This is a genomic window from Bacillus sp. K7, from assembly GCF_053903245.1.
The window spans coordinates 2,313,293-2,333,873 of record NZ_CP096406.1 but is presented as its reverse complement, the minus strand read 5'-3'; the positions used below and the strand labels follow the sequence as shown (position 1 = coordinate 2,333,873).

The window sequence follows — 20,581 nt, the reverse complement described above, 5'->3', positions numbered from 1 at the left end:
TTAAAATGAACAATATCAGAAAAATCTGCCCAAATTGGTGTTGCCCAGCATATAGTGATGGTGGTAGGATATGAGTATGTATTTGATGTAAGATATTGCTATAGTATGTCCATAACAGCATGAAAATATGAGCGAATGACAGCAAGGGGAGAGACCTGACCGAGAATCTCGGGATTCAGGCGCCGAAGGAGCAAACTGCGGAGTGAATCTCTCAGGCAAAAGAACTCTTGCTCGACGCAACTCTGGAGAGTGTTTGCGCAGATACGCAAACCACCAAAGGGGACGTCTTTGCGTATGCAAAGTAAACTTTCAGGTGCCAGGACAGAGAACCTTCATTTTACATGAGGTGTTTCTCTGTCCTTTTTTCTATGTTTTTTTAGCTGCGCCGTTGAAAAAGGGGAGGAATTCGATGCTGAAAAGAACGCCGTTATTTGACCTGTATAAAAAATATGGAGGGAAAACGATTGATTTCGGGGGCTGGGAGCTGCCTGTTCAATTTTCTTCTATCAAAAAGGAACACGAAGCTGTCCGAACTGCAGCCGGGCTGTTTGATGTCTCTCATATGGGAGAAATCGAAGTGTCAGGAAATGACAGTCTGCCTTTTTTGCAAAGGCTGATGACCAATGATATTTCCGCGTTAACACCGGGCCGGGCACAATACACCGCAATGTGCTATTCCGACGGAGGAACCGTCGATGATTTACTTGTCTATCAAAAAGGTGAGAACCATTATTTGCTGGTCATTAATGCTTCTAATATAGATAAAGATTTGGCTTGGATGAAAGAACATGCCGCAGGTGATGTGCAGATTGATCATTTGTCTGATCAGATCGCGCTCTTAGCTCTACAGGGGCCAAAAGCAGAAACAATCTTAAAAACGCTGACGTCTTCAGATTTATCTGCATTACAGCCGTTTGCGTTTATTGATGAGGCTGATATCAGCGGCTGCAAAGCGCTTATTTCGCGCACCGGTTATACGGGTGAGGACGGATTTGAAATTTACTGCCGCACGGATGACGCTGTGGATATATGGGAGAAAATCATTGATGCAGGAGAAGCATACGGACTGATTCCATGCGGTCTCGGCGCACGTGATACGCTCCGGTTTGAAGCGAAGCTCCCCCTTTACGGCCAGGAGCTGACCCGGGATATTACACCGATTGAAGCAGGTATAGGCTTTGCCGTAAAGCACAAAAAACAGTCTGACTTTTTTGGCAAGTCAGTATTGAGTGAACAGAAAGAAAAAGGAGCGAAGCGAAAGCTTGTCGGACTCGAAATGATTGAAAAAGGGATACCGCGGCACGGATATGAAGTGTTCCATAATGGCAAGTCCGTCGGAAAGGTGACAACCGGCACGCAGTCACCGACATTAGGGAAAAACGTCGGCCTTGCCTTAATTGCTGCGGAAGCGAGTGAAATCGGGACTATAGTTGAGGTAGAGATTCGCAAAAAATTAGTGAAAGCAAAGGTTGTTAAAACACCATTTTATAAACGCTAATATTTTTTCTTTGGGGAGAGGAGTCAACACATGAAGCACCGTTATTTGCCCGCAACAGAAAAGGATAAACAGGAAATGCTTGCCGCGATCGGCGTAAGCGGCGTCGATGAACTATTTGCTGATATACCGGAAAACGTCAAATATAAAAAAGAGTATCAAATCAAAAAAGCGAAATCAGAAACCGAGCTCACAAGAGAGCTGGCAAAGCTGGCCTCTAAAAATAGCGATACCGTACAACACGCCTCTTTTTTGGGAGCGGGTGTATATGACCACTATCAGCCTGTGATCGTGGATGATGTTATTTCACGCTCTGAGTTTTATACGGCGTATACGCCTTATCAGCCGGAAATTTCGCAAGGGGAGCTTCAGGCCATTTTCGAATTCCAAACGATGATCTGTGAGCTGACAGGAATGGATATTGCCAACTCCTCTATGTATGACGGCGGAACAGCCTTGGCAGAAGCGGCAATGCTTGCTTCCGGCCATACGAAAAAGAAAAAAATCGTTGTGTCAAAAACCGTGCATCCAGAATCGAGAGAAGTGCTGAAAACGTACGCAAAAGGCCAGTATATTGAAGTTGTTGAAGTTCCCAGTGCGGATGGTGTCACAGATCTTGACGCTTTGCGCCAAACCGTTTGCGAGGATACAGCCGCAGTGATCGTTCAGTACCCGAATTTTTTTGGACGGATCGAGCCATTAAAGGATATTGAGCCTATCGCTCATCAAGGGAAATCCATGTTCATTGTGTCAGCTAACCCGCTTGCGTTAGGCCTCCTCACTCCGCCGGGCAAGTTTCAGGCTGATATCGTCGTCGGCGATGCGCAGCCTTTCGGCATTCCTTCAGCATACGGCGGCCCGCATTGCGGCTTTTTCGCCGTCACGAAAAAGTTAATGAGAAAGGTGCCGGGCCGTCTCGTCGGACAAACGGAAGACGAAAACGGCAAAAGAGGATTTGTGCTTACATTACAAGCCAGAGAACAGCATATCCGCCGGGATAAAGCGACATCAAATATATGCTCGAATCAAGCTTTAAATGCACTGGCAGCTTCTGTCGCCATGACAGCTCTCGGGAAAAACGGCGTAAAAGAAATCGCCCGCCAAAATATCCTAAAAGCCAACTATGCAAAGCAAGAAGCGAAAAAAGCGGGCCTCCTCATTATATTTGACGGCCCGATGTTTAATGAATTTGTCATCAAACTGGATGAACCGGTGAAAGTTGTGAACCAGCGTTTGCTGGCAAAAGGCATCATCGGCGGATATGATCTTGGGCTGACGTATCCAGGGATGGACTGTCATATGCTGATTGCTGTAACGGAGCTGAGAACAAAAGAAGAAATTGACGCACTCATTCAGGAATTGGGGGATCGCCATGAATAATCAGGATCAGGCACTTATTTTTGAGCTTTCCAGAGAAGGCCGTATCGGCTACAGCCTGCCAGAGCTCGATGTACCGGAAATCGAATTGGAGGACCTCTTATCAGACACCTACACCCGTGACGTGGACGCAGAGCTGCCTGAGGTGTCCGAACTGGATATCATGCGCCATTATACAGCGTTGTCCAAACGCAATCACGGGGTGGATTCGGGCTTTTACCCGCTTGGTTCCTGCACAATGAAATACAATCCGAAAATCAATGAAAAGATCGCGCGAATTCCCGGTTTTGCTGCAATTCATCCTCTTCAAGATGAAGATACGGTGCAAGGCGCTTTAGAGCTTTTATATGATTTAAGCGAGCACCTCGAGGACATTACGGGAATGGATGAGGTCACACTTCAGCCCGCTGCCGGGGCGCATGGCGAATGGACGGGGCTGATGATGATCCGCGCCTATCATGAAGCGCGCGGGGATTTCAAGCGGACGAGGGTCATTGTTCCTGATTCCGCGCACGGGACAAATCCGGCTTCAGCGACAGTAGCCGGCTTTGAAACGGTTACGGTGAAATCGAATGAAAATGGGCTTGTCGATCTGGAAGATTTAAAAAGAGCGGTGAATGAAGAAACTGCTGCTCTGATGCTGACGAATCCGAATACGCTTGGCCTGTTTGAGGAGCAGATCACCGAGATGGCGGAAATCGTTCACCAAGCGGGCGGAAAACTGTACTATGACGGCGCCAATTTAAATGCGGTTTTAAGCAAAGCGAGACCGGGAGATATGGGATTTGACGTGGTGCATCTCAACCTGCATAAAACATTCACTGGCCCTCATGGCGGCGGAGGTCCCGGTTCAGGCCCTGTCGGTGTAAAAAAAGAGCTGATTCCTTATTTGCCAAAGCCAGTTTTAATCAAAAAGGAAGGGCGCTTTACATTTGATGATGACCGCCCACACTCGATCGGCCGCGTGAAGCCGTATTACGGCAACTTCGGCATCAATGTCAGAGCGTATACGTATATCCGCTCCATGGGGCCTGATGGCTTACAGGCTGTTACTGAGAACGCAGTGTTAAACGCCAACTATATGATGAGAAAGCTCGCGCCTTATTACGATCTTCCGTTTGACCGTCATTGCAAGCACGAATTTGTATTGTCAGGCAAGCGGCAGAAAAAGCTGGGAGTCCGTACGCTTGATATAGCAAAACGGCTGCTTGATTTCGGCTATCATCCGCCTACGATTTATTTTCCGCTTAATGTTGAAGAATGCATCATGATTGAGCCGACAGAGACGGAATCAAAGGAAACGCTGGATGCGTTTATCGACGCTATGATTCAAATTGCAAGAGAAGCGGAGGAGAATCCTGAGCTCGTTCAAGAGGCGCCGCATACGACAATTGTAAAGAGAATGGATGAAACAAAAGCGGCGAGACACCCGGTGCTCAGGTATGAGGGGGCAAAGAGATAAATAACAACAGCTGCCTAATAGATTGTATGTGGGTTCAATTCGTTCATTAAACTGGTTTTTAAGGTGTTTTTTGTATTTCTTCGCCTTTTTTGGCGTGCAACTGGTGAGCATGAAAAATCCTTCATCCGTTCAATGAGAACGTTTGAAGGATTTTTTAATGCAGCTGTCACTCTATCCAAAGGAATCTTTACCAATCCATCGTTAGCCCTCTTAAGAAATTTTTTTGAAAAGGGGTTCATTGCATGAGATTTGAAGTGAAGCTGCCAGTGGGCGTAATGAAAGGCGAAGAAATCTTTGCGGCTTTGGTATGGGAGCATGGAGGAGAATTCAAAAAACAGGTTTTCTGATTGAAAAAGAGGTTGAGTAGAATAACCTCTTTTTTTATACAAAGATATAAAATGATAACGAAGCGAAAATCTATCGTTAAGTTGACTCTCTGATCATAAGTTTTGTTGGTAGTTTAATAATTTTTCTGTTTAAAGAAGTGTTACCCGAAATATTCTCGATGAGTTTCAACACAGCCTGTTGACCTAATTCTATTATCGGAATATCAATCGTAGTTATGGTCGGGGTGACGACTTGGCAGATCAGTTGGTTGTCAAAACCAATGACAGCTAAGTCTTCTGGGACATGAAAGCCGCTTTTTATCGCCTGTTTAATAATCCCTGCGGCGACTTGATCATTCCCTGTAAATATTGCTGAGGGCCTGTCTTTTAAATCTTTTATCTTATCAAAAACGCGAAAGCCATCCTCGATATTAAACAATTCGCCGAATATCCATTCATTTTTATGATGTAAATTGTAATCTTGTAGAGCTTTCAAATAACCCTCTTTCCTCTGACGTTGAGCTTCGCTATATGGAGTATCAAAACAAAATCCAATTTTTTTATGTCCTCTTTCAATTAAATGTGCTACTCCCATGTATGCGGCTTCAAATTCATCATACCCAATGATCGTTATGTCCGCTGAGTGATGATACTCATTACATAATAAGATAGGCCCATACTTCAGGAAAGGGGAAATCTTCTCCCATTCATTTTCTAACGTTCCAAGAATAATACCGTCAACTTCTTTGTGTTTCAATAACTCTAATAGCTCTAGTTCTGTCTGTTGGTCATAAAAGGTTTGAAATACAACGACCTTGTAATGTTTAGACAGCGCTTCATGAGAGACCCCTTTTATTAATTGAGTGAAAAATGGATGGTCGATACTCGGAACCGATAAAGCTATCGTTTGCGTCTTATTTCTTCTGAAATTCCGTGCTAAATAATTGGGCGTGTAGTCAAGTTCGTTAATCGTTTTTAAGATCATGTCTCTTTTTTCTTTCGACACATAAGGATGATTATTCAATACTCTAGATACTGTGGTTTTAGACACATTGCACAATTTTGCTATCTCATCGATTGTAGGCATATTTTCCCTTCCTTAAAAAAGTTATTGACATGTTATCGGTTTCAGAAATTAGGATAAATTTGTATCAAATTTTCCAGATTACAAATCATTGGAGGTACTGTTCATGCAAAAACAGGTTAAAGTTACAGGTAAAAGTAAAGAAAACATGTTGCTGCTAAAACATTTAAAAGGTGACGTGCAAGGAAAAGAACTTGTTATTGAAGACAGTATTGTAAACGAGCGCTGGAGACACGTATTAAAAGAAAATACAGATATTGAAAATGATCTTTTCAACTACCAAAAACATCGTGAAATAAGAAATGTCCCTTTTTTGCCTGTTGATAGATTAATAACCAATGATGAAGTGGATGATATTTTAAAAACGTTAACTAAAGTTTTGCCAACTGGAAAATTTACAAGTGGTTCCTATGTAGACCAATTCGAAAAGGTTTTATCTACATATTTACATAAAAGGTATGTAATTGCAACTAGCAGCGGAACCGATGCGATCATGATAGGATTACTGGCATTAGGGTTAAACCGGGGGGATGAAGTAATCATGCCGGCTAATAGCTTTTCAGCTACTGAAAATGCTGTATTAGCTTTGGGAGGCGTTCCTGTCTATGCGGATATTAACCCGCAAACATTCTGCATCGATCCTAACAAAATTGAGGAAGCAATAACTCCTTATACAAAGTTTATTCTGCCTGTGCACTTATACGGAAAACATTCAGAAATGGAGCATATCCGTCAAATAGCAAATCGTTATCAATTGAAAGTTATTGAGGATGCTTGCCAAGGGATTGGACTGACAGACTTAGGAAAGTATGCAGACATTACTACATTAAGCTTTAATCCATATAAGAATGTTGGTGTATGCGGCAAGGCTGGGGCGATAGCGACTGATAATGAAGAGCTCGCTGAAAAATGCATTCAATTTAGTTATCATGGTTTTGAAGTAAATGTGAAAAATAAGAAAGCCATCAATTTTGGTTTTAATTCAAAAATGGACAATATACAGGCAGCGATTGGTTTAGAGAGAATAAAGTACCTCTCATTAAACAACTTCAAAAGACTATTCTTGGCGGATAGATACATGACTCAATTAGCAGAATTACAGAATAAAGGCCTTATTGAATTGCCAGAATTAAGTGAAGATCATGTGTGGCATCTGTTTCCTATTAAGGTAAGAACAGAAGATAGGACAAACATTATGACTACATTAAATGATGATTTTGGTGTTCAAACAGATGTGTATTATCCAGTACTGTCTCATATGCAAAAAACTCCTTTAGTGCAGGACAAGTATGCAAAACTCCAATTGGTTCATACGGAAAAGGCTCATCGTCAGGTACTGCACTTGCCTTTATATCCGTCATTTACATTAGAAGAACAAGACAGAGTGTTGGAGGGACTGTTTGATGTTATTAAGCAAGAAATCGGAGTATAAAACGTTATCCAAAGTTGAACATCCTAAGTACATTGTTTTTTGTGATTTTGATGAAACGTATTTTCCGCATACAATCGATGAACAGAAACAACAACACATATATGAACTCGAAGACTATCTAGAACAAAAAAGCAAAGATGGAGAACTGCTAATCGGATGGGTTACTGGGAGTAGTATAGAGTCTATTCTCGATAAAATGGGACGGGGAAAATTTAAATATTTCCCGCATTTTATAGCTAGTGATCTGGGAACAGAAATTACGTACTTTTCAGAGCATAACTTCGGACAGCAAGATAATGAGTGGAACAGTCGTATAAATGAATCGTTTAGTAAAGAAAAGATTGAGATGCTTGTGAAACAGTTACGTGAAAATGAGAACATTTTTTTGGATCCACAAACTCAATTAGGAAAGTCACGGTATAAGCATAATTTTTATTATCAGGAACAAGATGAAATAAACGACAAGAAAAACCTGTCGGCCATTGAAAAGATCTGCGAGGAATACGGTGTTTCAGTTAATATAAATCGGTGTAATCCCTTAGCAGGTGATCCTGAAGGCAGCTATGATGTAGATTTTATACCCATGAGAACAGGAAAACACGAGATTGTAAAGTTTATGTTAGAGAAATACAACCTAAATGCCGAAAATGCGATCGCATTTGGAGATAGTGGAAATGACGTTCGTATGCTACAGGCGGTAGGGAATGGCTATCTCTTAAAGAATGCAACACAAGAAGCCAAAAACTTGCACCACCTTATATCTGATAGTGAGTACTCAAAAGGCATTACAAATACCTTGAAAAAATTAATTGGATAATGAGGAGGAAATAGATATGAAGAAGATTGGAATCATAGGTGCAGGTGGTATTGCAAGAGCGCATGCAACGGCTTTATCTACAATAAAAAATGCAGAGTTAGCAGGGGTGTATGATATAAATCAACAACAGGCGGCAAGCTTTGTTAAAACGTTCGGTGGGAAGACATATGAACATGTAGATGAACTAATTGATGTCTCAGAAGGTATCATTGTAGCATCCCCAAACTTTTGCCATAAAGAACATGCTTTGCAAGCATTAGCAAAACATAAGCATGTATTGTGTGAAAAGCCTATGGCCATTTCTCTTGAGGAAGCAAGCATAATGAAAGATACTGCTGAAAGGTTAGACGTCAGAGCTTGTATGGGATTTAATTATAGATATTTGCCTTACGTAAATATCTTAAAAAGTTTAATCATCAATAATGAATTAGGCAATATCCTGTCCATAAAAGTACATTTCAAGAAAAATAGTGCAATTAGACGTAAGAAGTTTACTTGGAGAGATGACGCTAATAGTAAGAAGACTAGTGGATCATTGGGGGATCTGGGTATTCATCTTATCGACATGGTATGGTATTTGTTTGAGAGTGATTTCATCCCAGAATCAGTAAGAGCAAAGATGAACACAAATGTAAAAACAAAAGAAGAAAAACAGGTACTTGTAGATGACTATGCGGAAATTTATGGTCAACTGAAAAACAAGGTATTTGTCAATATCATCACATCAAAAAGCTCTGTACCTGAAGACTGTGGTTTTAGCATCGAGGTAGTGGGGCACAAAAAAGAGTTTAAATACCACACAGGTAATCCTCACGTTTACAAGCTCATTGATGGCTTGTACGCGGTAGACTGCCCAGTGCCGCAAAGTTTGTTAAACGATCCGCCAAACGAATTTTATGGTTGGGCTGATTCTTTTAGAAGCGAGTTAATCAATTGGATTGAATCAACTCAGAAAGATTGGGTTGAGATTCCTTCTTTTATCGATGGTTTTAGATCTCAGGAAGTATTGGAAATGTTCTTTGAGAAAGATAGCAACTTTCAAAAAATGTCTGTTTAGCAGTCAATTAGTGATTCAAAAAGGTAAGCTACTAAAAAAGCAGGAATTCATTTTCCTGCTTTTTCATATAGGGGTGTAAGGAATGGTAAGAGGGACATACTTATTTGGATATGCTTTCTTTTTTACAGTGGGCATTATCCATATCTCAACAGGGAGTTTGACACCATTTTTATTAGAGTCTTTTAACAAGACAACAGACGACATTTCGGTCATCATTTTCTTTCAGTTTACCGGTTTCCTAAGCGGCGTATTAATGGCACCGTTAATGATTAAGAAATACAGTCACTTTAGGACACTGACGTTCGCTTTAACCATCATGCTTGTGGCGTTAAGTCTCTTTTTTCTAACCAAAGATTGGTATTATATTGTTGTAATGGCTTTTCTTTTAGGATATGGGGCAGGTACATTAGAAACAACAGTTGGTTCCTTTGTCATTGCTAATTTTGCAAGTAATGCAGAAAAAATGAGTAAGTTGGAAGTCCTTTTCGGATTAGGCGCTTTATCTTTTCCATTATTCATTAATTCCTTCATCAATATTAATAACTGGTATGTACCATATTACTGCATATTCACCTTTTTGTTTGTCCTATTAGCAGGGTGGTTAATGTTCTTATCCAAGAACAGAAAGTACACTAAGAACGCTAACCAGCAAGTGTCCCTGCCAGATGCAGGAGCCTTTCAATACTTTATAGAAGATAGAAAAAAATCAAAGCAGTTAGGCTTTTTTGTATTTTTTGCTTTCCTATATGCTGGAATTGAAACGAATTTTGCCAACTTTTTACCTTCCATCATGATAAACCAAGACAATGCACAAATTAGCCTTATAAGTGTCTCCTTTTTCTGGGTGGGGATCATCATAGGAAGAATCCTGATTGGTTTAGTAAGCAGAAGGCTTGATTTTTCGAAGTATCTTCTATTTAGTTGCAGTTGTTTAATTGTTTTGTTGATTGCCTTCTCTTATATAAGCAACCCAATCTTTCAATTGGGTGGTACATTTTTGATTGGTCTGTGTATAGCGGGCATATTTCCCATTGCATTAACACTAGCCTCAATCATGATTCAAAAGTACGTTGACGAAGTGACAAGTTTATTTATTGCTTCGGCAAGTTTCGGAGGAGCGATCATTTCTTTCTTAATCGGATGGAGTTTAAATCAGGATACGATCTTATTAACCATGGGGATATTTACAACGATGGCGATGATTTTAGTAGGCATATCTGTAAAGATTAGGAGAACGAAAACAGAAGACCCTATTTCAATTGAAAGCAAAGCTTCAAAAACACAGTAACAAACGTGTAAATGAAAGATACGAACCTATCGTAAGTAAGAAGAGGATGTAGTGTCCTCTCTGGCTGTCGAGTGTTTTCTCGGCAGTATGAAATGTATCTAAAAAAAGGCGCTGGAGTTGCTTGAGGGGAATGATCAGCGTTTTTTTGCCATACTTTTTTGTAAAGATCAGGCGAAAAAGCTCTGTGATGGCCATTTCTAAAAGGGCACTTAATCGGGATATATGGGCAATGGCAATGTTAACTAGTGTTCTGTCCTTTGAGTCTTTTCATGTGGGCAGTAAAAAAATCCTTCAAACGTTCTTGTTGAACGAAAGAAGGATTTTTTAATGCTCAGGCGAAAAAAATATAAGAAAAGGAAAAGCGAAAAATACCTTAAAAGCCAATAGGCAGCTGTTTAGCTTTATTTCTTTGCTTTAATCTTTCCGCCCCATTTTTTAAAGCCGCCTTTTAGGTTGTAAATTTCAGTGCAGCCGTTTTTGCGCAGGGTTTGTGCCGCGCGTCCGCTGCGGACGCTGTTTTGGCAGTACAGATAAACAGGCTTGTCCGGACGGATTTCATTTTTTCTCTGTTTCAGCTGGGAGAGCGGAATGTTGCGGGCGCCTAAAATATGCCCGCCCTCAAACTCATTAGGCTCACGAACATCAATCAGCTGCGCTTTTCGGTAACCCGCGCGGAATTCTTCTTCCGTAAGTGTTTTCATAATTCGCTGCTGATAGACATATGAAGCAATCATATACACGAGAAACGCAGCAAAAATAATCAAAACGATCATATTAGACAATGTGGTTCTACTCCTTTAGCATATAAAATCAAAACCCTGTTCATAAAACAAGGTGATAGAGCCGTTTTCGACAAGTTCTATTATAGTAAAGCATAGCGCGATTGTCATCCATAATGGAACGAAAATATTTTTCATTTTCCCGGCAGTTTGATAAACTAATTCTATTAAAACGGTAAGGAAGGTCTCAAAATGGAAAAAGAAACGTGGCGGTTTATAGACTCAGGCAATGCATATCCTGCATTTAATATGGCGCTTGATGAAGCGCTTTTATATTGGCACAGCGAAAAAAAAATACCCCCGGTTATCCGTTTTTACGGCTGGAATCCGGCGACTCTTTCTGTAGGGTATTTTCAAAATATTAAAAAGGAAATTAATTTTGAAGCAGTACATAAGTATAATCTTGGATTCGTCAGACGCCCAACCGGCGGAAGAGGTGTGCTGCACGATCAAGAATTGACATACAGCGTGATTGTTTCAGAAGAACACCCCGAAATGCCGGCGACGGTCACTGAGGCATACCGAGTCATTTCAGAAGGCATCCTCCAAGGCTTTAGAAATCTCGGTCTGGACGCTTACTTTGCCATCCCGAGAACTGAAAAAGAAAAAGAAAGCTTAAAAAATCCGCGGTCATCTGTTTGTTTTGACGCGCCTTCGTGGTATGAGCTTGTCGTCGAGGGACGCAAGGTGGCGGGAAGCGCGCAAACAAGACAAAAAGGCGTGATCCTTCAGCATGGCTCTATTCTCCTTGATTTGGATGAGGACAAGCTGTTTGATCTGTTTTTGTATCCGAGTGAAAGAGTCAGAGAGCGGATGCAGCGCAATTTCAAAAATAAAGCTGTTGCCATTAACGAACTCACTGAAAAGCGGGTAACGATGGACGAGGCCCGTAAAGCCTTTAAAGAAGGGTTTGAAACAGGTCTTAACATTCATTTGGAGCCATACGAACTGTCTCAGGGAGAGCTTGATTTTGTACAACACTTGGCAGAAACAAAGTACGCTTCAGATGAATGGAATTACAAGCGGTAAACAGGGCTTTTGACCCGCGAAGCGTCCTTGTTTTTTCAAGTTCATTAGTGTAAACTTGTAATGGTTTATAAAGTTAAGGTGCTTTTTGGGAGGGTTTTGATGACAACACCAAGTATGGAAGATTATATTGAACAGATTTATATGCTGATTGAAGAAAAAGGATATGCGCGGGTTTCCGATATTGCGGAAGCATTGGCAGTCCACCCCTCCTCTGTAACGAAAATGGTTCAAAAACTAGATAAAGACGAATATTTAATTTATGAAAAATATCGCGGTCTCGTGTTAACGTCTAAAGGGAAAAAAATAGGCAAACGGCTGGTTTACAGACATGAATTGCTTGAGCAGTTTTTAAGAATCATTGGTGTTGAAGAAGAGAAAATATATAACGATGTCGAAGGAATCGAACATCACTTAAGCTGGAACAGCATTGATCGCATCGGGGATCTTGTTCAATATTTTGAAGAAGATGATGCCCGCAAAAAACATCTGAAATCAATCCAAAAGAAAACAGAAGACCATAATCAGTAAAAAGGCGGCCTCGAAGGAGGCCGTCTTTTTTGATGCGCTGCGCCGCGCGTCATTCGTTGGTCTATTTCTTCGCGTGTTTTCTTAAAATGGTAATAAACGATCGGATGGAGGGGGAGGGAAATGAGATGTATATTGACTGTGTATTTTCCGGCGGAGGAGTAAAAGGCATTGCCCTTGCAGGCGCTTATGAAGCGCTTGAGGAAAAAGGCTTTCGCTTTAAAAGGCTTGCGGGTACAAGCGCGGGCGCAATTATTGCCGCTTTCATTGCATCTGGTTACACCAGTAAGGAAATCAACGCGTTAATTGAAGAAGTGGACGGAGAGAAACTGCTGGATCAGCGGTACTCATTTCTCCCCTTAAAAATGCTCCAATGGGTGTCCATTTACTGGCGCCTTGGCTTATATAAAGGAGATACGTTAGAAAAGTGGATTGCTGATTTGTTAAGAGCGAAAGGCATACGGGTTTTCGGTGATTTGCAGAAAGGGTCTCTTCGCCTTATCGCTTCTGATCTGACAAACGGCACCATGATCATTTTGCCGGACGATTTGGTCCGTTACGGGCTAAATCCCGATATGTTTCCGGTGGCCAGAGCGGTAAGAATGAGCTGCAGCATACCGTATTTTTTTGAGCCGATAAAATTAAAAACGGATACAGACACCGCCACGGTTGTTGACGGAGGGGTGTTAAGCAACTTTCCCATCTGGCTGTTTTCAAAGGAAAGAAAGCGCCCTGTGATTGGTGTAACACTTGCGCCGCGGGAAAGGGAGCGTCCGAGAAAAAATATCCGCAACGCTTTCGAACTGTTCGGCGCCCTGTTTGAAACGATGAAGGATGCGCATGACGCAAGGCACATTGCGTCACGCTATGAACAAAACATCATATTTCTCCCGGTTGACGACGTAATGGCAACCGATTTTCAATTAACACAACAAAAAAAACTAGCCCTGATTGAGCTAGGTAAAAGACGGACAGAGCAGTTTTTAAAACAGTGGACCTACTAAAAAAGCGCTCTGTTTTTCTTTTTGTTTTTTTTCCCTTCTATAACAGTCAGCTGAGTCTGGCTTTTTTTCTTGAGAATCATCGGCTTAGGCTTGCTGGCGCTCGGAACGCTTCGCAGGTGGCTGACACGTCCCTTATGTCCGGCGCGGTGTTTCGCTTTTTGTTCTTTCATCCGGCGCCGGGATTGTTTCGCCGCTTTTTTGAAGGCCGCTCCTTCGCTGCCCGCATTTCGTTTCATTACATATTTTACAATAAAGTAAATAATGATGCCTGCCACGATGATGGTTACCGCCATTTTTGCCATTTCTCCGGGATCGGTTATCAGCACATAGAGAAAACCGAACGCACCCAGCGCAATTAATACAGCAATAATAGGTTGTACACGATGATTCATAACTGTCCACCTCCGAAAGTAATAGCAGGGCAACGGATATTAGATGACGTTGTGAGAAGGCTTTTGATTTTGTTCAGACATTTCTTCGAGTCTGAGAAGCTCGTTAAAGCTTTCGATGGCAACTTCAACCTGGTCATCCGCAGGTTCTTTTGTTGTTAACAGCTGAAGCCAGAGACCCGGGTACCCAAGCCATTTCAGTCCGGCAATATCACGCACTTTGTTTGTCAGCTGCAGAACTTCAAAGGATATGCCGAGTACGACCGGTATCAGTGCGACACGATCTATTACACGCAGCCAAAGCGGATCTGTCGGAACAAGCAAATAGACAAACATGCCGACAATAATTGTAAATAAAATAAAGCTTGATCCGCAGCGGTAATGAAGCCGAGATTGGTTTTGAACATTCTCTACTGTAATTGGCAAATTCTGTTCATAACAGTTTATGACTTTATGTTCGGCTCCATGATATTGAAACACTCTTTTAATGAGCGGTGTCATGGATAAAAAATAAATGTAACCGAGCAGTAAAATCAACTTAAACAGGCTTTCAACCGCGATTTGCGCTGTGTCTGATGAAAAAATCGGCCTTGTCAGTTCAGCTAAAAAAACAGGAACCAATGTAAATACGAATTTACTGAACAAAAATGATAAGACGCCGATAACCGCGAGGCTGAGATACATAGACAGCCCGGAGGCTTTTTTTTCTTCCTGCTCAAGTGTCTCGTCTTCAGATGGATCAAGCCCGTAACGTTCGCTAGAAAAATTCAAATGCTTGGTGCCGTTTGCGCTCGCTTCAATAATGGCCGCGATCCCTCGTAAAAACGGAATCTTTTTCACGATGTTCAGTTTCGGGTTGCGTTTGCGGGGAAGCTTAAAAAAGTCGATGCTTCCATCCGTTCTTCTGATTGCTGTAACGTAATGATGCTTTCCGCCAAACATAACGCCTTCTACAACTGCCTGCCCGCCGTAAGCGGGAGGAATTTTATGTTTTGACATATTATCAACCTGCCTATTTCTTTAGGATTGCTAACCATTTCCTTTCACTCTATTGTACAGGAAACAGCGCTAAACCTCTAGATTGACAGGCTGAAAAATTGTCATAGCCATGCTTTTCTACAAGCATTATACCCGTTAATTTCAAATTTTACTCGCAGCTGTTAAAAAGTGTGAGCTTTTTTATTGACATTTCATTTTTGGGGCACACTTTAACTGGAGGTGCCATGATGACTAGCGAAAAAAACACAGAACAACATGAACAATCGAATGAGAAGCAGGGGCCGCCTGTTCCGATGGCCGGAAGGGTGGCGGCAACAGGTTTTTTCGGAGGCGTATTATGGAGTTTTATCGCTTATATTGCGTATTTGTTTCATTTTTCTGAAGTCAGCCCGAATATGATTTTACAGCCGTTTGTACTCGGAGAGTGGAAAAAACATGGACTGGGAACAGTAGTCAGCATCATTTTAATCGGCATTCTATCAATCGGTGCAGCATTTCTATATTTTCTTCTTTTGAAACGGCTGAAAACAATGTGGCCGGGCATTTTATACGGCTTGCTGCTTTGGCTGCTCGTGTTTTTTGTTTTCAATCCCATTTTTCCTGATGTTCGCGCGGTGACCGAACTGAAAGCAGATACAGTTATGACGACCATTTGCATCTATTTGCTTTACGGGCTGTTTGTCGGTTATTCCATCTCATTTGAATACAATGAGCTGAATTCGGAAAAGCTTGCACGTGCGCTGGGAACAGCGCATAGAGAATAGTGTATTATCCCTTTTCATTATGATAAAATGTTCACGAGAAGTGAACATTTTTTTACATGGGAAACCCTCGCGAAAAGGAGAGATTTATGTGCCTCATTTTTTGATTTTAAACGGGCCGAATGTCAATCGGCTGGGGGAGCGTGAGCCGGAGGTATTCGGCCGCCGGACACTGACCGACATTGAAACAGATCTTTTTCGATTTGCTGAAGCTTTACATATCCAGCTCACTTTCTTCCAGTCTAATCACGAAGGTGATTTGATAGATGCCATCCATGAGGCAGCGGAGCAATACGACGGCATTGTTCTGAACCCTGGCGCGCTGTGCCATTACAGCTATGCAATCAGGGATGCTGTCTCGAGCATCGGCCTTCCTGTGGTTGAGGTGCATGTATCAAACTTATATGCAAGGGAGGAATTCAGACATCAGTCGGTCATTGCTCCAGTTGCGAAAGGACAGATTGTCGGACTTGGAGCTGAAGGCTATAAGCTTGCGATTCGCTACTTATTAAGCCAGCAAGGGGGAGAATAAAGATGAAACTAGAGAAATTAAGAGACCAGTTAGGACAGCTCGGGATTGACGGAATGCTGATTACAAGCAGCACGAATGTACGCTATATGACAGGATTTACAGGTTCGGCGGGCCTCGCTGTGATATCAGGTGACAGGGCAGCGTTTATTACGGATTTTCGTTATACAGAGCAGGCGAAGGTTCAGGTAAAGGGCTTTGAAATCATTGAGCATGGCGGAAGCCTGATTCAGACCACCGCCGACACGGTTGAAGCGTTCGGCATCAAGCGCCTTGGCTTTGAGCAAAATAGCATGACATACGGCACATATGCGTCGTACAGCGCGGTTATCAGCGAGGCTGAATTAGTGCCCGTGGCTGAATCTGTGGAAAAGTTGCGCTTGATTAAGTCTAGTGAAGAGATTAAGATATTAGAGGAAGCTGCGAAGATTGCAGATGATGCCTTTAAACATATCTTGACGTTTATGAAACCCGGCATTTCTGAAATCGCTGTTGCCAATGAGCTGGAGTTTTATATGAGAAGCCAGGGAGCTGACAGCTCTTCTTTTGATATGATTGTCGCCTCGGGCCTTCGGTCAAGCCTTCCGCATGGTGTGGCCAGTGACAAACTGATTGAAAGCGGAGACCTTGTTACGCTTGATTTTGGTGCTTATTATAAAGGATATTGTTCTGATATGACCCGAACGGTCGCTGTAGGTCAGCCCAGTGATCGGTTAAAGGAGATTTATCAGGTCGTATTTGATGCTCAGGCATTAGGCGTCGCACATATGAAGCCGGGAATGACAGGGAAAGAAGCCGACGCCCTCACAAGGGATCACATTGCGGCAAAAGGCTACGGTAAATATTTCGGCCATTCAACCGGACACGGACTCGGCATGGAAGTGCATGAATCGCCGGGATTGTCCGTCAGATCTTCAGCTATCCTTGAACCGGGCATGGTGGTCACAGTGGAGCCGGGCATTTACATACCAGAAACAGGCGGTGTCCGCATAGAAGATGACATCGTGATTACAGAAAACGGCAACCGGACAATCACCCATTCCCCAAAAGAACTTATTATTTTGTGATTGGAATATAGGAGGACATTAAACATGATTTCAGTTAACGATTTCCGTACAGGATTAACAATCGAAGTAGACGGCGGCATTTGGCGCGTCGTTGACTTCCAGCACGTAAAACCTGGTAAAGGCGCGGCGTTTGTCCGCTCTAAACTCCGCAACCTTCGCACTGGCGCGATTCAGGAAAAAACATTCCGCGCAGGTGAAAAAGTAGCGAAGGCGCAAATTGAAACAAAAACAATGCAATACCTATATGCAAACGGAGATCAGCATGTATTTATGGATACTTCTTCTTATGAGCAGCTTGAACTAAGCGAGACTCAAATCGAAGAGGAATTAAAATACCTGCTTGAAAACATGTCTGTGCATATTATGATGTACCAAGATGAGACGCTCGGTATCGAACTTCCAAACACAGTTGAACTGAAAGTTGTTGAAACTGAACCTGGCATTAAAGGTGATACAGCATCTGGCGGTACAAAACCTGCGAAAACGGAAACCGGCCTTATTGTAAACGTGCCGTTCTTTGTGAATGAAGGCGACACACTTGTTGTCAACACATCTGACGGTTCATACGTTTCAAGAGCATAGACGAAAAAAACGGAGTCTGTTCCCAAATGGGAGCAGGCTTTTTTTGTGCCCAAAAACAGAATCTTTCTTTTATACGAAAATGACAAGACTACTTCCGCAAGCTAGAGCATATCATATAAAAAAATGGGAGGTTGGAAGAGTGCTATGAAATTTTTGCTTGGAAATATCAATTCTACTGTTTTAACAATGGCCGGGTTGCGAGTTTTATCCTCTATGATTGAGCTGACGGCAGCGATTATCATGCTTGTGACAAATGATGTCCGGAAGGCGGTTGTGGTTAACAGCATTCTCGCTATTGTCGGTCCGCTGATTTTTATCATCACCATGACTGTCGGAATCTACCAAATTGCCGGGCAGCTGTCGTATGCAAAGCTAATTCTGATTTTCACCGGTGTGATTTTGATTCTGGCGGGTGTTCATAAATAAAGAGAGGCTTGTCATAAAGTCTGCCTCACATCATACATTTTAAAGAAGCCAATCGGCAGAAAGGAGGAGGCTCTGTTGAATGAAATCGCTGAGGTTCTCCCTGAATCCATGAAAAACGCCCTTTCTGAAATGCCGGAACATCAATGGCTGGAAATCGAAGAAATCAGAATTCGGGTCAACCGCCCTGTTGAATTGATTCGGAAAGGACAACCTGTTTTTTTGTCCTATTCGGGCACGGCTGAGGATGCCCATCTGATCGTCAGCCGGCTTAGCAACTATAGTATGTATACGCTCGAAGAAGAGCTGAAGAAAGGGTATGTCACGATCAGAGGCGGCCACAGAGTCGGATTGGCAGGCAGAGTCATTACGGAAAACGGAGGTGTGAAAGGCCTCCGTGACATCGCATCTTTTAATATACGAATTGCCCGGCAAAAACTGGGGATTGCGGAGCCGCTGCTTCCATACTTATTTCAAGACAGCTGGCTGAATACGCTGATTATCGGTCCGCCGCAAACTGGTAAAACGACACTTCTACGAGATCTTGCGAGACTCTCGAGCACCGGCAAAAACGGCATGTCACCCGCAAAAACAGGAATCGTCGATGAACGTTCAGAAATTGCCGGATGCCTGCGCGGCATTCCCCAGCATCAATTCGGACAGAGGATTGACGTGTTAGACGCCTGTCCAAAGGCTGAGGGCTTGATGATGATGATTCGGTCTATGAGCCCTGAGGTGATCATCGTCGATGAAATTGGACGTATAGAAGATACAGATGCCCTTCTTGAGGCGCTGCATGCAGGGGTTTCAGTCATCGTATCGGCGCATGGCTGGAGTATATCTGATCTGATGAAGCGCCCTTCATTAAAGCGTTTGTGGGAAGAAAGAGCCTTTGACCGCTATTTGGAATTATCGAGAGCGAAGGGGCCGGGCACAATAAGCCGCATTTACGATAAAGATGGAAATGTGCTGTCTGGCACGATGGGCGTGAAGACATGCTGAAGCTGCTGGGCGCTGTATTCATTGTGGTGGCGACAACATGGACAGGTTTTGAGATGGCGAAAATGTATACGGAACGGCCTCGTCAAATCCGCCAGCTGCGTGCGGCGCTCCAATCCCTCGAGGCTGAAATCATGTACGGCCATACGCCGCTTCATCTCGCTTCACAGCAGATTGCCAAGCAGCTGGCACAGCCTGTTTCGGCTCTTTTCACCACATTCAGTAATCAGCTGGACAAGGGAAGCGATTCCGCAAAAACGGCGTGGGAGCAAAGCTTAAAGAAGGTGTGGGACACCATGTCTTTGAAAAAAAGCGAATATGAAGTGTTGAAGCAATTTGGCGAGACGCTCGGGATTCATGACCGAATCTCGCAGCAAAAGCATATCAAGCTGGCCCTTACACACTTGGAAGCCTCCGAAGCGGATGCTGAGCAGGCACAGGCGAAAAATGAAAAGATGATAAAAAGTTTGGGCTTTTTAGCGGGCTTGTTACTCATTCTTCTATTGATGTAAACGTGAGGGGAGCAAAAATAAAATGGGAGTAGACGTGAATGTGATATTTCAAATCGCCGGAGTGGGAATCGTGGTGGCTTTTTTGCACACGATTTTGGATCAGATGGGCAAAAAAGAATACGCCCAATGGGTGACACTGTTAGGTTTTATCTATATTTTATTTATGGTCGCCACCATTGTAGATGACCTATTTAAAAAGATAAAAGCTGTGTTTTTATTCCAAGGATAGGGGGGCTTGCAGATTGACATCGTTCAAATTGTAGGTTTAGGGCTGATCGCCACCTTCCTTTCTTTGATTGTGAAAGAACAAAAGCCGACTTTTGCGTTTTTAATCGTCGTGTTTGCTGGCTGTGCCATTTTTCTTTATTTGGTAGACCAAATCTACGACATTATTCGAATGATAGAAAAAATTGCAATCAATGCAAACGTCAACATGGTTTATGTTGAAACCATTTTAAAGATTATCGGAATCGCCTATATCGCTGAATTCGGAGCGCAGCTCACAAAAGACGCCGGTCAGGGGGCCATCGCTTCGAAAATAGAATTAGCGGGGAAAATTTTAATTCTTGTGATGGCTGTGCCTATTTTAACCGTCATTATTGAAACGATTCTCGGACTTATACCTTCTATGTCATAACCGAAAGG

At 42.7% G+C, this 20,581-nt stretch carries 23 protein-coding genes and 1 riboswitch; of the genes, 19 read left to right on the top strand and 4 right to left on the bottom strand.

Annotated features, from left to right (window positions below; translation table 11 throughout):
• Positions 1-135: 135 nt before the first annotated feature.
• Positions 136-237: riboswitch (glycine riboswitch) on the top strand.
• Between the two features lie 172 nt (positions 238-409).
• From gcvT to gcvPB, 3 genes are read left to right on the top strand one after another with little or no spacing between them, the layout of a single operon-like run.
• A complete protein-coding gene (gcvT, locus tag M1D98_RS11890) occupies positions 410-1,498 on the top strand; it encodes a glycine cleavage system aminomethyltransferase GcvT (protein ID WP_268534107.1) in 1,089 nt (362 codons plus the stop codon).
• Between the two features lie 30 nt (positions 1,499-1,528).
• Complete coding sequence (gene gcvPA, locus M1D98_RS11885) at positions 1,529-2,875, top strand: aminomethyl-transferring glycine dehydrogenase subunit GcvPA (protein ID WP_121642889.1); 1,347 nt, start codon at positions 1,529-1,531, stop codon at positions 2,873-2,875.
• The gene (gene gcvPB, locus M1D98_RS11880) at positions 2,868-4,334 is read left to right on the top strand and encodes an aminomethyl-transferring glycine dehydrogenase subunit GcvPB (RefSeq protein WP_435576535.1); all 1,467 of its coding nucleotides are present in this window, start codon (positions 2,868-2,870) and stop codon (positions 4,332-4,334) included. Before gcvPA ends, gcvPB begins: the two co-directional genes overlap by 8 nt.
• Before the next feature lie 423 nt (positions 4,335-4,757).
• Here the strand turns inward: gcvPB and M1D98_RS11875 are convergent, their stop codons facing one another.
• On the bottom strand, positions 4,758-5,747 hold the full coding sequence (locus M1D98_RS11875) for a LacI family DNA-binding transcriptional regulator (RefSeq protein WP_456279609.1): 990 nt from the start codon (positions 5,745-5,747) through the stop codon (positions 4,758-4,760).
• Between the two features lie 103 nt (positions 5,748-5,850).
• Here M1D98_RS11875 and M1D98_RS11870 point away from each other — a divergent pair, with 103 nt between their 5' ends.
• From M1D98_RS11870 to M1D98_RS11855, 4 genes are all read left to right on the top strand, one after another.
• Complete coding sequence (locus tag M1D98_RS11870) at positions 5,851-7,176, top strand: DegT/DnrJ/EryC1/StrS family aminotransferase (protein WP_010328264.1); 1,326 nt, start codon at positions 5,851-5,853, stop codon at positions 7,174-7,176.
• A complete protein-coding gene (locus M1D98_RS11865; protein ID WP_456279608.1) occupies positions 7,148-7,993 on the top strand; it encodes an HAD-IIB family hydrolase in 846 nt (281 codons plus the stop codon). Before M1D98_RS11870 ends, M1D98_RS11865 begins: the two co-directional genes overlap by 29 nt.
• Positions 7,994-8,009: 16 nt before the next feature.
• Complete coding sequence (locus M1D98_RS11860) at positions 8,010-9,050, top strand: Gfo/Idh/MocA family protein (RefSeq protein WP_010328266.1); 1,041 nt, start codon at positions 8,010-8,012, stop codon at positions 9,048-9,050.
• Positions 9,051-9,132: 82 nt separating this feature from the next.
• Positions 9,133-10,338, top strand: a complete 1,206-nt coding sequence (locus tag M1D98_RS11855) for an MFS transporter (protein WP_268559087.1) — start codon at positions 9,133-9,135, stop codon at positions 10,336-10,338.
• A 401-nt stretch (positions 10,339-10,739) separates the two neighbouring features.
• Here the strand turns inward: M1D98_RS11855 and M1D98_RS11850 are convergent, their stop codons facing one another.
• Positions 10,740-11,120, bottom strand: coding sequence for a rhodanese-like domain-containing protein (locus tag M1D98_RS11850; RefSeq protein ID WP_010328268.1), 381 nt, complete (start codon positions 11,118-11,120; stop codon positions 10,740-10,742).
• A gap of 189 nt (positions 11,121-11,309) precedes the next feature.
• Between M1D98_RS11850 and lipM the strand changes: the two genes are divergently transcribed.
• The 3 genes from lipM to M1D98_RS11835 all read left to right on the top strand — a co-directional run bounded on the left by lipM (position 11,310) and on the right by M1D98_RS11835 (position 13,675).
• A complete protein-coding gene (lipM, locus tag M1D98_RS11845) occupies positions 11,310-12,146 on the top strand; it encodes an octanoyltransferase LipM (RefSeq protein WP_456279607.1) in 837 nt (278 codons plus the stop codon).
• 99 nt (positions 12,147-12,245) lie between these two features.
• The gene (gene mntR / locus M1D98_RS11840; protein ID WP_010328270.1) at positions 12,246-12,674 is read left to right on the top strand and encodes a transcriptional regulator MntR; all 429 of its coding nucleotides are present in this window, start codon (positions 12,246-12,248) and stop codon (positions 12,672-12,674) included.
• Between the two features lie 125 nt (positions 12,675-12,799).
• On the top strand, positions 12,800-13,675 hold the full coding sequence (locus tag M1D98_RS11835; RefSeq protein WP_010328271.1) for a patatin-like phospholipase family protein: 876 nt from the start codon (positions 12,800-12,802) through the stop codon (positions 13,673-13,675).
• Here M1D98_RS11835 and M1D98_RS11830 read toward each other — a convergent pair.
• Together M1D98_RS11830 and M1D98_RS11825 are read right to left on the bottom strand one after the other, a co-directional pair.
• Entirely contained in the window at positions 13,672-14,067 is a 396-nt protein-coding gene (locus M1D98_RS11830; protein ID WP_100740138.1) for an SA1362 family protein, read from the bottom strand. The two genes, M1D98_RS11835 and M1D98_RS11830, sit on opposite strands and share 4 nt — an antisense overlap.
• 39 nt (positions 14,068-14,106) lie before the next feature.
• Positions 14,107-15,063, bottom strand: coding sequence for a DUF1385 domain-containing protein (locus M1D98_RS11825; protein WP_010328273.1), 957 nt, complete (start codon positions 15,061-15,063; stop codon positions 14,107-14,109).
• A gap of 224 nt (positions 15,064-15,287) precedes the next feature.
• Between M1D98_RS11825 and M1D98_RS11820 the strand changes: the two genes are divergently transcribed.
• The 9 genes from M1D98_RS11820 to spoIIIAD all read left to right on the top strand — a co-directional run bounded on the left by M1D98_RS11820 (position 15,288) and on the right by spoIIIAD (position 20,573).
• Positions 15,288-15,827, top strand: a complete 540-nt coding sequence (locus tag M1D98_RS11820) for a YqhR family membrane protein (protein ID WP_082022592.1) — start codon at positions 15,288-15,290, stop codon at positions 15,825-15,827.
• A gap of 88 nt (positions 15,828-15,915) precedes the next feature.
• Positions 15,916-16,356 carry a type II 3-dehydroquinate dehydratase gene (gene aroQ / locus M1D98_RS11815; protein WP_121642880.1) on the top strand — a complete coding sequence of 147 codons (441 nt, stop codon included), beginning with the start codon at positions 15,916-15,918 and terminating at the stop codon, positions 16,354-16,356.
• Between the two features lie 2 nt (positions 16,357-16,358).
• Positions 16,359-17,420 carry an aminopeptidase PapA gene (papA, locus tag M1D98_RS11810; RefSeq protein WP_121642879.1) on the top strand — a complete coding sequence of 354 codons (1,062 nt, stop codon included), beginning with the start codon at positions 16,359-16,361 and terminating at the stop codon, positions 17,418-17,420.
• A 24-nt stretch (positions 17,421-17,444) separates the two neighbouring features.
• Positions 17,445-18,002 carry an elongation factor P gene (efp, locus tag M1D98_RS11805; RefSeq protein WP_010328277.1) on the top strand — a complete coding sequence of 186 codons (558 nt, stop codon included), beginning with the start codon at positions 17,445-17,447 and terminating at the stop codon, positions 18,000-18,002.
• Positions 18,003-18,146: 144 nt separating this feature from the next.
• Entirely contained in the window at positions 18,147-18,428 is a 282-nt protein-coding gene (locus M1D98_RS11800; protein ID WP_010328278.1) for a YqhV family protein, read from the top strand.
• Between the two features lie 75 nt (positions 18,429-18,503).
• The gene (gene spoIIIAA, locus M1D98_RS11795; protein ID WP_456279606.1) at positions 18,504-19,427 is read left to right on the top strand and encodes a stage III sporulation protein AA; all 924 of its coding nucleotides are present in this window, start codon (positions 18,504-18,506) and stop codon (positions 19,425-19,427) included.
• Entirely contained in the window at positions 19,421-19,936 is a 516-nt protein-coding gene (gene spoIIIAB, locus M1D98_RS11790) for a stage III sporulation protein SpoIIIAB (RefSeq protein ID WP_121642878.1), read from the top strand. The genes spoIIIAA and spoIIIAB overlap by 7 nt, the downstream gene beginning before the upstream one ends.
• 22 nt (positions 19,937-19,958) lie before the next feature.
• Positions 19,959-20,165 carry a stage III sporulation protein AC gene (gene spoIIIAC, locus M1D98_RS11785; protein ID WP_003153142.1) on the top strand — a complete coding sequence of 69 codons (207 nt, stop codon included), beginning with the start codon at positions 19,959-19,961 and terminating at the stop codon, positions 20,163-20,165.
• A gap of 6 nt (positions 20,166-20,171) precedes the next feature.
• The gene (spoIIIAD, locus tag M1D98_RS11780; RefSeq protein WP_003230228.1) at positions 20,172-20,573 is read left to right on the top strand and encodes a stage III sporulation protein AD; all 402 of its coding nucleotides are present in this window, start codon (positions 20,172-20,174) and stop codon (positions 20,571-20,573) included.
• Positions 20,574-20,581: the final 8 nt, after the last annotated feature.

What these genes read in the sequence shown, in the direction of transcription:
- spoIIIAC (WP_003153142.1), top strand. Translation starts at nt 19,959, where the DNA reads ATGGGAGTAGACGTGAATGTGATATTTCAAATCGCCGGAGTGGGAATC.
- M1D98_RS11800 (WP_010328278.1), top strand. Translation starts at nt 18,147, where the DNA reads ATGAAATTTTTGCTTGGAAATATCAATTCTACTGTTTTAACAATGGCC.
- M1D98_RS11830 (WP_100740138.1), bottom strand. Translation starts at nt 14,067, where the DNA reads ATGAATCATCGTGTACAACCTATTATTGCTGTATTAATTGCGCTGGGT.
- M1D98_RS11820 (WP_082022592.1), top strand. Translation starts at nt 15,288, where the DNA reads ATGATGACTAGCGAAAAAAACACAGAACAACATGAACAATCGAATGAG.
- M1D98_RS11825 (WP_010328273.1), bottom strand. Translation starts at nt 15,063, where the DNA reads ATGTCAAAACATAAAATTCCTCCCGCTTACGGCGGGCAGGCAGTTGTA.
- M1D98_RS11855 (WP_268559087.1), top strand. Translation starts at nt 9,133, where the DNA reads ATGGTAAGAGGGACATACTTATTTGGATATGCTTTCTTTTTTACAGTG.
- gcvPB (WP_435576535.1), top strand. Translation starts at nt 2,868, where the DNA reads ATGAATAATCAGGATCAGGCACTTATTTTTGAGCTTTCCAGAGAAGGC.
- lipM (WP_456279607.1), top strand. Translation starts at nt 11,310, where the DNA reads ATGGAAAAAGAAACGTGGCGGTTTATAGACTCAGGCAATGCATATCCT.
- spoIIIAB (WP_121642878.1), top strand. Translation starts at nt 19,421, where the DNA reads ATGCTGAAGCTGCTGGGCGCTGTATTCATTGTGGTGGCGACAACATGG.
- mntR (WP_010328270.1), top strand. Translation starts at nt 12,246, where the DNA reads ATGACAACACCAAGTATGGAAGATTATATTGAACAGATTTATATGCTG.
- M1D98_RS11865 (WP_456279608.1), top strand. Translation starts at nt 7,148, where the DNA reads ATGTTATTAAGCAAGAAATCGGAGTATAAAACGTTATCCAAAGTTGAA.
- M1D98_RS11835 (WP_010328271.1), top strand. Translation starts at nt 12,800, where the DNA reads ATGTATATTGACTGTGTATTTTCCGGCGGAGGAGTAAAAGGCATTGCC.
- M1D98_RS11875 (WP_456279609.1), bottom strand. Translation starts at nt 5,747, where the DNA reads ATGCCTACAATCGATGAGATAGCAAAATTGTGCAATGTGTCTAAAACC.
- M1D98_RS11870 (WP_010328264.1), top strand. Translation starts at nt 5,851, where the DNA reads ATGCAAAAACAGGTTAAAGTTACAGGTAAAAGTAAAGAAAACATGTTG.
- efp (WP_010328277.1), top strand. Translation starts at nt 17,445, where the DNA reads ATGATTTCAGTTAACGATTTCCGTACAGGATTAACAATCGAAGTAGAC.
- M1D98_RS11860 (WP_010328266.1), top strand. Translation starts at nt 8,010, where the DNA reads ATGAAGAAGATTGGAATCATAGGTGCAGGTGGTATTGCAAGAGCGCAT.
- gcvPA (WP_121642889.1), top strand. Translation starts at nt 1,529, where the DNA reads ATGAAGCACCGTTATTTGCCCGCAACAGAAAAGGATAAACAGGAAATG.
- gcvT (WP_268534107.1), top strand. Translation starts at nt 410, where the DNA reads ATGCTGAAAAGAACGCCGTTATTTGACCTGTATAAAAAATATGGAGGG.
- papA (WP_121642879.1), top strand. Translation starts at nt 16,359, where the DNA reads ATGAAACTAGAGAAATTAAGAGACCAGTTAGGACAGCTCGGGATTGAC.